This is a genomic window from Magnetospirillum gryphiswaldense MSR-1 v2, assembly GCF_000513295.1.
Lineage (GTDB): Bacteria > Pseudomonadota > Alphaproteobacteria > Rhodospirillales > Magnetospirillaceae > Magnetospirillum > Magnetospirillum gryphiswaldense.
The window spans coordinates 695,793-707,661 of the sequence record NC_023065.1 but is presented as its reverse complement, the minus strand read 5'-3'; the positions used below and the strand labels follow the sequence as shown (position 1 = coordinate 707,661).

Below are 11,869 nucleotides of genomic sequence, written 5' to 3'. Positions count from 1 at the left end.
GAGGAGCGGTGGAAATGACGACCACATGGCCCGCCACCTTGCCCCTGCCGTCCATCCAGGGCTACGGCATCCGCCCGGGCGAAGCCATCCTGCGTACCGAGATGGAGGCAGGACCGGCGCGGCAACGGCGGCGCTTCACCCAAGTACCGTCACGCCTGTCCGTGCGCTGGCGGATGAAGCCGGAACAGTTCGCCCTGTTCGAGGCCTGGTATCGCTGGCACGCCCAGGAAGGTGGCGCCTGGTTCGCGATCGACCTGCTGGGCGGCATCGGGCTCACCACCCACGAGGCACGCTTTACCCGTCAGTTCGAAGCCCGGCTGGCGAACCGTGTCCTGTGGGAAATCACCTCGGAACTGGAAATCCGCGAGCGTCCCACCCTGACCGAGGATGCGCTGGCCATCGCCCTTGATTCCGACATGACGGCGCTGTTCGCCACCATCGACCGGTTGCACGGGCTGGTCCACACCAGTCTTCCCGGCCCCCTCTCCTGGTAGGAGCCTCTTCATGACCATGCAGACCGACCTTCAGGCGGCCGTCGACAAGGCGGCGGCGGCCAGCGCCAAGCTGCACGCCGTCGTCCACGGCGACGCCGCCTCCACCGTCGAGACCGAGACCGGCCCGGTCAAGACCGTGGCCAGGACCATCGCCGACAACGAGGCTGCCATCGCCGCCAGCCGGGCGGAGTTGGACCAAAAGGTCGCCGATGCCGCCGACAGCGCCCAGGCCGCTTCGGCTTCCGCCCAGGCCGCCGCCGGCAGCGCCGCCACGGCAAGCGAACGCGCGGCCAAGATCCCCGAGGTGGCGCCCTCCCATGCCCTCAAGGGCATCCGGGTCAACGGGGCGGGCGACGCCTACGAGCTCTATGTCGGCGGCGGCGACGTCAGCGGTCCCGCCGGTGCAATGGATGGTGAATTGGCTCGCTTCGACGGGTCTACCGGCAAGCTGCTGAAAGGCGGCGGCAAGGTCCAGGCCGCCGACATCGAGACGGGCGTGCTCGGCACCGTGGCGGCCCGCAATGTCGGCACTGGCCCCGGCGCCATCCCTGACGTTCAGGCCGACGGCAAGCTTCCCGCATCCGTGCTGCCGGCCATCGATCTGTCCACCCGGGTCGCCAAGACCGGCGATTCCATGACCGGCCCGCTTGCCGGCACCGTCTTCAAGTCCAGCGGTACCGCCACCACCACCGGCTTCCAGATCGCCAGCGGCGCCGACTTGGCGACGCTGTTCAAAGCCGCCAGTTATACGGCCCTGCAATCGGCGGGAACTGCTGCCAGCGGCGATGGCGCCGGCAATTACACCTCTGTCTCCCTGGGGTCGAGTGGGACGCAGGTGGTTCTCTACACGACCAAGAACTGCAACTGCAATTGCATGGGATAGAGGCGCAATCATGCTCATCGCCTACTCCAAACGGCTTGGCTATCGGGTCGGATTCATCGTCAGCCTTTCCGAAGGCGGTTTCACCGCGTCGGTCTATCGGCAATGGGTTGAGGGCACGCATTCCGAGGAATGCAAAATCGACGGAGCCTCGGTCGCCGATGTCCTGGCAGGGCGAGACCTGATCGTCTCGCCCCCGGTCATTTTCGATTTCGCCGAGATCCAGGGCCGCCGTGAGTTCTCGGATTATGGGTTTTGGTGCTCCACCCTCGATCCGCTCGATATCCAGAAACCGCTGGGGATCTGGTTCAACCGTTTCGCCGAGACAGCCATAACCCGGCGGGACCGGGAGGAAAGTCCGCGAAACATGGAGACGGCGCCGTTGCACGTCTACGTGCCGTTTCTGTCATCGACCTTCGCAGATTGCGCCTTGCACATCATGACGCATCCCGATTGGCCGCTGGTCATCGACCAGAGCCCGGTCGAGCAGGAGGTCGAGGCGACCCGCTCGGCGGTACTGCCGCGGGTCAAGGTAGCCGGTGCCGTGCAGGTTGTCGCCGACGGCTATACCACGATCCCCATCCAGGTCGTGGATCGGCAGGGAATGCTGATTTCCTCGGCCGTCTGCGATCTCTATCTGGCCGAGACCGGGGGCTATCTGCCCATGCGGCGTGTTCGGCTGACCGATGGGATGGCCTCGTTCAAGGTCGGCGCCCTGGGCCTGGAGCCCGGCGACAGGTTCAAGATCAAGCTCGGTTTCCGGCATTTCTCCGGTCTCGCCGACGTCAATGTCGAGGTGATCTAATGTTCAAGCTGCACCTGGAACAAGCCGACGGTAGCCCGCTGGTCGTCAATTGGAACCCCCACACCACCGCGCTGACCTACGAGGACGGCCGCGCGGTCGACCTGGCGCCCATCGGCATGGCCCGAGAGCCGCAGGCGCATTGCGCCGTGCAGCGGGTCCATCCCGATCACAACCAGCTCGGCAAGGATCGGCAACTGCGCATGGTCCGCATCCTGTTCGGACTGGCCTGTAATTTCTCCTGCGGCTATTGCTCGCAGGCCGTCAGCCGGCAAAGCGACGATTCCATCGCCGACACCGCCGACACCGCCGACGTCGATACGTTCGTGCGCCGGCTGCCCGAGTGGTGCCACACCCCGCCCGAGGGCGATATCCGCTTCGAGTTCTGGGGCGGCGAGCCACTGGTCTATTGGAAGAAGATCAAGCGCATGGCCGAAGCCATCCGGGCAATGTGGCCGAACGCCCATTTCTGGATGCCCACCAACGGCAGCCTGCTCGACCGCGACAAGGTGGAGTGGCTGATGAAGCTGGGCTTCTCCCTCTCCATCAGCCATGACGGCCCCGGCCAATCGGTGCGCGGGCCTGATCCCCTCGACGACCCGAAGGTCCTGGAGGGCATCCGCTACGCGGTCGAACGGCTGGCCCCCGTCGGCAAGATCGCGTTCAACAGCGTGCTGACGCTGGCCAACCACGACCCGGTGGCCATCCGCGATTTCTTCCTGGCAAAACTCAACCTGCCGCCCGGCGCCACTGCCCCGCAATTCGTCACCGAGGGCATGGTCATGGCCCACCAGGCCCATGACATGCTGATGTCGCCGCTGACAGAGGAGGATCATCGCCGGGTGCGACGGACCATTTTCGACGGCATCGCCCGGCCCGACATGATCCCGGTCGCCCATGTCAGCTACAAGCTGAGGGGTTTCTTCGACGTCCTGCGGACAGCGAAGACTTCGGATGCCCTCGGCCAGCGATGCGGCATGGACCGGGTGGACAACATCGCGCTGCGCCTCAACGGCGATGTCATCCTCTGCCCCAACGGGGCGGCGCCCACCCAGCTTCTCGGCAGCGTCCATGCCTTCGACAACATCCGCCTCCAGCATTCGACCCACTGGAGCCACCGCGAGGAATGCCGGCATTGCCCGGTGCTACACTTATGCGGCGGCGGCTGCATGATGTTCGGGGAAGACAGCGGCTGCCACCGTGTGACCTGCGACAATTCCTTCACCTTCGAAATCGCCTATCTGGCACTCGCACTTTACCTGCTGACCAACGCCCGCCTGGTCCGCATCGAGGGCGAGCGCATCCGTTTCCCCGGCATCACCGCCTTGGATTTCTGACGGAGCATCGCCATGACCGATTCATCCCCCGACATCTGGGCTGGCGTCGCTACCCAGTATGTCGGCGCCTGGGGGCAAGCGGCTCCCGTGGTCCAGGTCGCCGCCATCGCCGCCACGGTGATCATCGTCGGCATCGTCGCCTGGGCGTGGTCGCGCAAGACGTCCAGGGCCGACACCGGCATCCCGGTCGAAGCCTTCGCCCATGTGGTCGAGGAACAGGCCCGCCAGACCGAGGCCCTGCGCTCGGCGGTCGAAGGCCTGTCCGAGATCGTCCATGAGATGCGCAAGCTGCTGGCGGCCCGGACCTTCTGTCCGTTCCCGTCGCCCATGTGCGTCCCCGGCAAGGACGACCATGCCTGATCCGTCTCTCAGCCAAGCGCTGAAGGAGGCCTTCGCCTCGGCGCCGTCGGGGACCGTCGTCCTCGACACGCTGGAAATCTGGCACCCCAGCTTTGATCAGCCGATTCGGGTGGTCCGCGACCATGTGGATCTGGCCGCAAGACTGGAGACTGGCGCTCCCCGTGATGCGGGCCAGAAGGTCACCTTCGCCAGCATGGCCTTCAACTTCGCGCCGCCACCAGTGGATACCGCGCCGGTACCCGAGATCACCTTGTCCCTCGACAATGTCGGTCGCGACCTGGCCGACGCCCTGGAGGCCGCCGCCATCAGCCAGGATGTGATCGAGGTCACCTGGCGGCCCTATCTTTCCACCGATCTGGAGGGGCCGCACATGGATCCGCCGATCACACTGACCCTGACCGAGGTCGAGGCGGACACAATGCGCGTCACCGGTCGCGCCCGCATGCTCGACATCGGCAACAAGGCGTTTCCCTCCATCACCTACACCGCTCGGCGCTTTCCCGGATTGGCGCGGTAATTGCCGCAGGGCGCTGCCCTGCACCCGCCAGGGACTCGGTCCCTGGCCCCCGTTCCCGAAGAGGCAATTCATGCATTGGGCTGCCGCCATGATCGGCCTGCCGTGGTCACCCCATGGCCGAGGGCCGGACCTGTTCAATTGCTGGGAGTTCGTCCGCATGGTGCAGGCCCAGCATTTCGGCCGGGGCCTGCCCGACATCGCCAATCCTGAAGATACCCTCGCCATGGGCCGCATCTTCCGCGATCACCCGGAACGGCGGCGCTGGGTCAAGGTCGACGTGCCGCAGGAAGGTGATTGCGTCCTGCTGCGCCGCTCCCGCCATCCCATCCATGTGGGCGTCTGGCTTGCCTTGGATGGCGGCGGCGTCCTGCACTGCGCCGAGGATTCCGGGGTGGTGTTCCAACGCCCCGACGCGCTGCGCCTCAATGGCTGGGCGATCGAGGGCTTCTACCGGTTTTCGCCATGACCGCTTCCGTCATTATCGTCACCAATCCGTTCGAGCCGGTGACCAGTCGCTCGGTCCATGCCGTCGAGGCAGGGATGACGGTAGGGGCCTTGCTGTTGGAATGCGGCATCGCCGAGGAAAACTGGGTCACCGGGCCGGAAATCCGCATCGGCACCGACATGGTGTCGGCGGACGTCTATGCCCTGCGGGTGATCGGCGCAGGCGACATCGTCACCGTGATCCGCTGGCCCATGGGTGGCGGCGGCGGTGGTGGCGGGGGCAAGAACCCCATGCGGGTGGTGTTGACCATCGCGGTGATGGTAGCGGCCTTCTATGGCGGCGCGGCCCTGGCTCCCTATGTCGGCTCCGCCTTCGCCGAGGCCGGCATCGGCCTGACCATGGAAGCCGCCACCGCCATCGGCGCGGGAGCCATCACCCTGGCCGGCACAGCGCTGATCAACACAGTGGTTCCGGCACCCAAGCCGTCCATCCCCTCCATGAGCTGGGGCGGCAGCGGCGCCATTCCGGCGGCCAGCCCCACCTATAGCTTGCAGGCTCAGGGCAATCAGGCCCGTCTCGGCCAGCCGATCCCGGTCATCTATGGCCGCCACCTGATCTATCCCGACCTGGCATGCGAGCCGTACCAGGATTACGTCGGTGGCGAGCAGTTCCTCTACCAGCTTCACGTCGTCGGCCAGGGCGAATACGAGATCGGGCAGATCCGGATCGAGGACACCCCGATCTCCTCCTTCGAGGAGGTGCAGACCGAGATCGTGCCGCCGGGCGGCGAGGTGACGCTGTTCGACCCCGACGTGATCACCGCCGCCGAGGTGGCGGGTCAGGAACTGATAGCCCCCAATCTGGTGGCCTCCGGCGACGACGGTTTCGTCGGCCCGTTCACCGCTAACCCGGTGGACACTTCTGCGGGGGCGCTGGGCATCGACGTGGTCATGCCGCGCGGCCTCTATTACGCTAACGATTCCGGCAGCCTCGATGCCCGCACGGTTCAGTGGCGCGTCGATACTCGCCCCATCGACGACAACGGCGATCCGCTGGCCGAGTGGGCGGTGCTGGGCAATGAAAGCCGAACCGCCGCCACCAACTCCCCCATCCGCCTGTCCTTCCGCTATCCGGTCAGTCCGGGCCGTTACGAGGTGCGCCTCAAGCGCCTGGATACCAAGGACACCGCCGAGCGGGCCGGGCATGAGATCCGCTGGGCGGCGCTGAGGGCCACTCTCGTCGGCCAACCCGATTTCGGCCCCGTCACCCTGCTGGCGGTGAAGATGCGGGCCACCGACAATCTGACCCAGCGCTCCAGCCGCATGATCAACGTCATCGCCACTCGCAAGCTGCCGGTGTGGTCGGAAACGGGCGGTTGGTCGGAACCTCAGCCGACCCGCTCCATCGCCTGGGCTTTTGCCGATGCCTGCAAGGCCCAGTACGGCGGCAAGCTGGCCGATGCCCGCATCGATTTGAAGGCTCTTGCCACCCTGGATGCCGTCTGGATCGCTCGCGGCGACAGCTTCGACGCGGTGTTCGACACCAGCATGACCGTGTGGGAGGCGTTGACCCGCATCGCCCGCTGCGGCCGCGCCGTGCCCATCCAGCAGGGCGGCATCGTGCGGATCATCCGCGACCAGCCCCAGACCATCCCGGTGGCGCTGTTCGGGCCGCGCAACATCGTCAAGGGCTCGTTCAAGATCAAATATGTCATGCCGGGCGACGACACCGCAGACGCCGTGACGGTGGAGTATTTCTCGTCGCGCTCTTGGAAGCCCGACGAGACCACGGCCAAGCTGGCGGACAGTGCCGGCGACAACCCGGCCAAGGTCAATTTGTTCGGCTGCACCGCCAAGGACCACGCCCAACGGGAAGGTCTATACATCGCCGCCAACAACCGCTACCGCCGCCGTCTGGTCACCTTCCGCACCGAGCTGGAGGGCATGATTCCCACCTACGGCGATCTGGTCGCCATCACCCACGACATGCCTCGATGGGGGCAAGGCGGCGAGGTGGTCGGTCACCAGGGCGACGTGCTGGCCCTGTCCGAGCCGGTGGAATGGACCGAGGGAGCCGCCCATTACCTGGCGCTACGCCGCCGGGACGGTGGGCTGGCCGGACCGTACCGGGTCCAGGCAGTGCCCGGTGATCCCACCAAAGTCCGTGTCCTCGATCCCCTGACCGTCGTCCCTTACACCGGCGGCTCCGAGGAGCGGACGTATTTCAGCTTCGGCCCCGGCCAAGCCTGGGCGCAATCCGGTCGGGTCCTGGGCATCCGTCCCCGTGGCGAGCAGGTGGAGATCTCCGCCGTCGCCGAGGATGCGCGGGTGCATGTGAATTAGCCGATTTCATTTCCCGCCCACACAGCCGCCCCACCGGGCGGCATTTTTCGTTGGAGACAGCCCATGACCAAGGACTGCGTCGTACCGCGCGGCATCCGCCTGAACAATCCCGGCAACATCAAGGAAGCGCCCGGCGACAAGACCCAGTGGCAGGGCGAACGGGCCACCGACGACGACCCGGTGTTCGAGGAATTCGTCAGTCCCGAAGCCGGTATCCGGGCGCTGGCCCGCATCCTGCTCGGCTATCAGCGCCGCCATGGCCTCAACACCGTCGCCGGCATCATCAATCGCTGGGCACCGGGCTGCGAGAACGACACCGGCTCCTACATTGCCCATGTCGCCTCCCGCCTTGGCGTGACGCCCGACCAGGCCATCGACGTCACCCGGCCGGAGACCATGGCCGCTCTGGTTGAAGCCATCATCCGCCATGAAAACGGACGGCAGCCCTATGCCCGCGAGGTGATCTTGGCCGGTGTGGACATGGGCTTGGGGAGGGCCTGACCATGAAGCTGCTCGACCTACTGGGCGATGCCGCCGCCATCGCCGCCAATCCCATCGCGGGGCTGGCCAAGGTGGCGCTGGACGTCGCCCCCGACATCGCCAGCCTGTTCGGCGACGATGCCGAAAAGGCGGTGGGCAAACTGGCCGATACCGTCCGCGCCATCACCGGCACCGACGACCCCGCCCAGGCCCGCGAAGCCCTGGCCGATCCCAACCTTGTCTTCCAGCTTCGCTCGCAGGCCCAGACCTTCGCCCACGAGGAGCGGATGCAGCAGATGGCCGGCGCCCTCACCACGCTCACCGCCACCCTGGCCGACCGCCAGAACGCCCGTGCCCGCGACACCGAATTCATCAAGGCCGGGCGCAGCAACGTCCGCGCCAATGTGTTGCTGGTTACAGCTGGACTCGGCATCGTCGGCGGGATTGGATTCATGGTGTTCGGCCATGTGGACGGCAACACTGCCGTCGGCGGCTGCATCATCTCGGTGGTGACGCTGCTGGCGGGTAAGTTCGCCACCGCCTTCGACTTCGAATTCGGCGGCTCGGCCGATTCAGAGCAGACCCGCACCCTACTGGCGCAGGCATCACCGATCGGCAAATAGAACGGATTGGATTTCAGACCATGTGGTCGGCTGGGGGAAACCCTGGTCGGCCGCTTTTCGTGTTTTGGCCCGCGTATGTGGCAGGCCGCTGATGGGCTCCGAACGGGACCGCCGCCATCCCCACCACCACCCTTGATCCGTCCCATGCGACGGCGTCTCCGGTGGTCCCCGCGCTTTCGGGTCCGGGTCCCCATTTCAACGAATCTATCGATCCAAGGTTCGAGCGTCGCTGCCGACCGCTTCCAGTATCCCCCGCATTTCCGCTGCCAATTCGGCGTGATGACGATCGATATAGTCGGCCACGGCTTCGTTGCGGAACAGTTTGGCGAAATATCCCTTGCTCACCACCAGGGTCAGCATGATGTCGCCCAGACTGTCCTCGACCGAGCGGTAGTCACGCCGAAGGCGCTCCATCTCATGTTCCATGCGGGCAATGTCGGTCGCCGACATGCCCTCGACCTTTTTGGGTTTGGCCGGATCGGTCAGATGTTCGGGCCGGGTCGCCGCCAACAAGACCTTGGCGTAGGATTGGGTGAAACGATTGGCCGAGATCATCATTTCCACCGCTTCGATCTGACGAAGCGGCTTCATCCGTCGCAGGATCGGGAATATCGCCGGAACCACCATGCGATCCTTCAGCATGCCGACGACCTCGGGAGCGATGCCGTCCAGCATGCGTCGCCGTTCCTGAATCCGCTTCACGTCCACCGCCAGTCCTTCGGCGATGGCTTCGGGCGACACGCCCTTATCAATGGCCTGAAGCAGCATCCGATGTTCCTGGATAGCGGTCATCCGGGCGATCCGACGGTTATAGGTGAAACCCTCGTCATCGGTGGAGACCAGGCAGCGCACCTCGGTCACGCCGATTTCCCGCAGGGCCGCCAAACGGAGATGGCCGTCCAGGAGAATGTACGGCCCAGAGCGTTCCCTCGCCTTTTCGGGATGGACGGCCAGGGGCTCGACCAGCCCCACCCGGCGGATGGACGCCAGAATGCTGCGGAACTTGGGCGTCTTCAGCACCTCTCGTCCCACGGCCTTGGTCGGCAGAATACGCTCCAGCGGCAGTGTGATGGTTTTCGCCTCGAATCCGAGCCGGATGCCGGTCATGGCATCTCTCCCTTCAGGCGATCCGCCAGCGGCTTGGGAAGATCGAGCAGCCCTTCCGCCCGCAGCAGGGTGCGGAAATGCTCGTCGGCGAGCAGGCGGCGCAGGGCGGAGGTCAGCAGGATCAGCCGTTGCTCGCCGATATCGGCCTTGCGGATCAACATTTGCTGACGATGGACCTCCTCCTGATAAACCTGTGCAAGCCGCCGGGAAGACGGGGGCTGGTCCTTGCCGGGCCACTTTTGGCCATAGGCTTTCCCGATCAGTTTGCGGCGCTCGATCAGGCGGCGCACCCGCAGCAATTGGGGGCCTTTCAGCGTTCCTTCCTGATAGGCGTCCATCAACATGTTCTGAAGCGTGAAATCGTCGCTGTGGGCGATCTGGCTTGCCAGATAGATGGGCATCCAGCCGCGTTCGACCGCGGCGATCAGTCTTTCCTCGCCTTCACGCAGCAAGGTCAGGATGCCCGAGATGTAAGAGGGGTCGAGACCGGTCTTGGCCCCGATCTCCGTTGAACTATATCCACGATCCTCCATGATGCGGATGGCGGTCAGAAGGTCGCGATTGGTATGCTTGCGTCGTGCCATGTTTTCGATCAGGCCGCGCAGATAGGCATCGGCCTCGTCTGTGTCCTCGATCAGGGCCGGGATGGTCGTTTCTCCCAGCGCCATCACAGCCTCCAGGCGCCCCTGGCCGCAAATCAGATCGTATTTCGGACCGTCTTCGTCGATGCTCGTCCGTCTGACCGTGATCGGTCGCTTCAACCCCACCGAGGCAATGCTGTCCACCAGGGCCGCGAACATCTCGCGGTTTCGGCTGCGGGGGTTGGCAATCCGGATCCGATCAACAGGAATCGTGTGGATGAGTGCTGTTTCCGCATCCGCCGTCATCAGACCACCTCGCGCAGCGCGATACGCCGGGTCAGGTCGAACAAGCGTTCCAGGGAAGTGAAGCGGTAAGCGTCGAGGCCGATGCCGTTGTCCTCGGCCAGACGGAGTTTCGCCACGTTCATGTCGATGGCGGGCAGCAGGTAATAGTCCAGGATATCGCGATTGCCCGGCGCCATCCGAACCGCCACCGAGATGTCGGGCAGCAGGCCGGTCTCCAGCCGGATGGTCCAACGATGGGCGCCGGCCTTGGTGGTCTCGCAGCGGGCGATGACCAGCGAGAGTGAGAATTCCTCGTTCACCACCACCAGGCCGCTCTCCAACTCACGGCGAGTCTTGCCGCCCAGGTCGCGGATGCGGCGCAGGGTATCTTCCACCACGGTGGGGAACATCCGGCGAAGGTGGCGATTGTCCTCGATATAGGCGTAATCACGGCCGGAATCGTATCCGATCAGGGCATAGGCCCGGAGCAGGCTGCCGAACCGATGACGGATGGCGCCGCTGGATGGTCCGTGATGTGTCTCGTCGATGACAATGGCCGACAGCAATCCATGCCGCGCATGTACTGCCTTCAGATGGTCCAGAATTTCCTCATCGGAAAACCGCCGCGACCGCTCGACGATGATCGCCTGCGCCGCCCGGTAGTCCTGGAGTTCGACGATGGGGGTGAAGACGCCTTCGGCCCGGATCCACTCTTCCGGCGGATTCCTGACCCGCTGGGCCTTCAGCTTGAAGGAGCGACGGTTGAAGACATTATTGCCGATATACTTCTCGTTGGTCAGCACCTGATGCACCGTCGAGGCCCGCCAGGGACGTCCGAGGTCGGTCATGATCCCCTGCGCGTTCAGCTGGGCAGCGATCTCGCCTTCGCGGCGGCCTTCCCTTACGAACAGGTGATAGATGCGCCGCACTGTTTCGATTTCGTCCTCGGGACCAGGCTTCAGGATTACCCGGTCGGTCTGCAGGCATTTGTGTTGCCCCCGTTCCAGAAGGCCAAGCTCGGCTCCAGTCTGATCGATTCTCATGCGGCGCAGGCCATAGCCCGCAGGGCCGCCTTGACGATAGCCCATCCGGATCAGCCGGCACTGACCGGCGAATACCTTGATCGACAGGTCGCGGCTGTAATCCCCCGCTTGGCTCCGGCGGATCATTTTCAGTATGGAGGAAGGCATGCTGCCGTCGTTGACGAACTGCTCGGCACAGTACTCCACCCGAATGCCGGCCTTCTTGCACAGGTATTCGTAATAGGCGCTCTCGTCGGTGTCCTGGAAGCGGCCAAAGCGGCTGACGTCGTAGACCAGCAGCATCTCGAAATCAGCGCGGCCCTGGGTTGCGTCGGCGATCAATCTTTGCAGCGCCTCGCGTCTATCTAATTGCAGCCCGCTTATTCCTTCGTCGGCATAGGTGCGGACGATTTCCAGTCCATGACGTTGGGCATAATGGGCGATGGCATCGGCCTGGTTCTCGGTGGAATATTGCTGGTGCTCGGTGGACATGCGCAGATATTGGGCAGCCCGTATCGGCCCCTTCCGGTCTCCAGATTTGCTGTTGTCTCCATTTTTTCTTACCGCCACCGACGCCCCCGGACTTCTATTGAT

The 11,869-nt window shown here is 64.8% G+C and carries 13 protein-coding genes; 10 read left to right on the top strand and 3 right to left on the bottom strand.

What is annotated here, in order from left to right:
• Positions 1–14 precede the first annotated feature (14 nt).
• From MGMSRV2_RS03325 to MGMSRV2_RS03280, 10 genes are all read left to right on the top strand, one after another.
• Entirely contained in the window at positions 15–494 is a 480-nt protein-coding gene (locus MGMSRV2_RS03325; RefSeq protein ID WP_041633428.1) for a hypothetical protein, read from the top strand.
• A gap of 10 nt (positions 495–504) precedes the next feature.
• Entirely contained in the window at positions 505–1,377 is an 873-nt protein-coding gene (locus tag MGMSRV2_RS03320; protein ID WP_024078917.1) for a hypothetical protein, read from the top strand.
• A gap of 10 nt (positions 1,378–1,387) precedes the next feature.
• Positions 1,388–2,179, top strand: a complete 792-nt coding sequence (locus MGMSRV2_RS03315; protein ID WP_024078916.1) for a hypothetical protein — start codon at positions 1,388–1,390, stop codon at positions 2,177–2,179.
• A complete protein-coding gene (locus tag MGMSRV2_RS03310; RefSeq protein WP_024078915.1) occupies positions 2,179–3,513 on the top strand; it encodes a radical SAM/SPASM domain-containing protein in 1,335 nt (444 codons plus the stop codon). Before MGMSRV2_RS03315 ends, MGMSRV2_RS03310 begins: the two co-directional genes overlap by 1 nt.
• A 12-nt stretch (positions 3,514–3,525) precedes the next feature.
• Positions 3,526–3,873 (top strand): hypothetical protein, encoded by a 348-nt coding sequence (locus MGMSRV2_RS03305; protein WP_024078914.1) that lies wholly within the window; start codon positions 3,526–3,528, stop codon positions 3,871–3,873.
• Entirely contained in the window at positions 3,866–4,390 is a 525-nt protein-coding gene (locus MGMSRV2_RS03300) for a DUF1833 family protein (RefSeq protein WP_024078913.1), read from the top strand. The genes MGMSRV2_RS03305 and MGMSRV2_RS03300 overlap by 8 nt, the downstream gene beginning before the upstream one ends.
• Before the next feature lie 70 nt (positions 4,391–4,460).
• Positions 4,461–4,856, top strand: a complete 396-nt coding sequence (locus tag MGMSRV2_RS03295) for an NlpC/P60 family protein (RefSeq protein WP_024078912.1) — start codon at positions 4,461–4,463, stop codon at positions 4,854–4,856.
• Positions 4,853–7,177, top strand: coding sequence for a host specificity factor TipJ family phage tail protein (locus MGMSRV2_RS03290; protein WP_024078911.1), 2,325 nt, complete (start codon positions 4,853–4,855; stop codon positions 7,175–7,177). Before MGMSRV2_RS03295 ends, MGMSRV2_RS03290 begins: the two co-directional genes overlap by 4 nt.
• Positions 7,178–7,240: 63 nt before the next feature.
• Positions 7,241–7,678 carry a hypothetical protein gene (locus MGMSRV2_RS03285; RefSeq protein WP_024078910.1) on the top strand — a complete coding sequence of 146 codons (438 nt, stop codon included), beginning with the start codon at positions 7,241–7,243 and terminating at the stop codon, positions 7,676–7,678.
• Between the two features lie 2 nt (positions 7,679–7,680).
• Positions 7,681–8,280, top strand: a complete 600-nt coding sequence (locus MGMSRV2_RS03280; protein ID WP_024078909.1) for a hypothetical protein — start codon at positions 7,681–7,683, stop codon at positions 8,278–8,280.
• A 204-nt stretch (positions 8,281–8,484) separates the two neighbouring features.
• On the opposite strand, the gene MGMSRV2_RS03275 is transcribed toward MGMSRV2_RS03280, so the two are convergent.
• Genes MGMSRV2_RS03275 through MGMSRV2_RS03265 form a run of 3 tightly spaced genes read right to left on the bottom strand, consistent with a single transcriptional unit; the run spans position 8,485 to position 11,845 of the window.
• Entirely contained in the window at positions 8,485–9,387 is a 903-nt protein-coding gene (locus MGMSRV2_RS03275) for a plasmid partitioning protein RepB C-terminal domain-containing protein (RefSeq protein WP_024078908.1), read from the bottom strand.
• Entirely contained in the window at positions 9,384–10,274 is an 891-nt protein-coding gene (locus tag MGMSRV2_RS03270) for a ParB/RepB/Spo0J family partition protein (RefSeq protein ID WP_024078907.1), read from the bottom strand. Before MGMSRV2_RS03270 ends, MGMSRV2_RS03275 begins: the two co-directional genes overlap by 4 nt.
• Positions 10,274–11,845: a recombinase family protein gene (locus MGMSRV2_RS03265; protein ID WP_422612275.1), complete on the bottom strand. Its 1,572-nt coding sequence runs from the start codon at positions 11,843–11,845 to the stop codon at positions 10,274–10,276. The genes MGMSRV2_RS03270 and MGMSRV2_RS03265 overlap by 1 nt, the downstream gene beginning before the upstream one ends.
• Positions 11,846–11,869 lie beyond the last annotated feature (24 nt).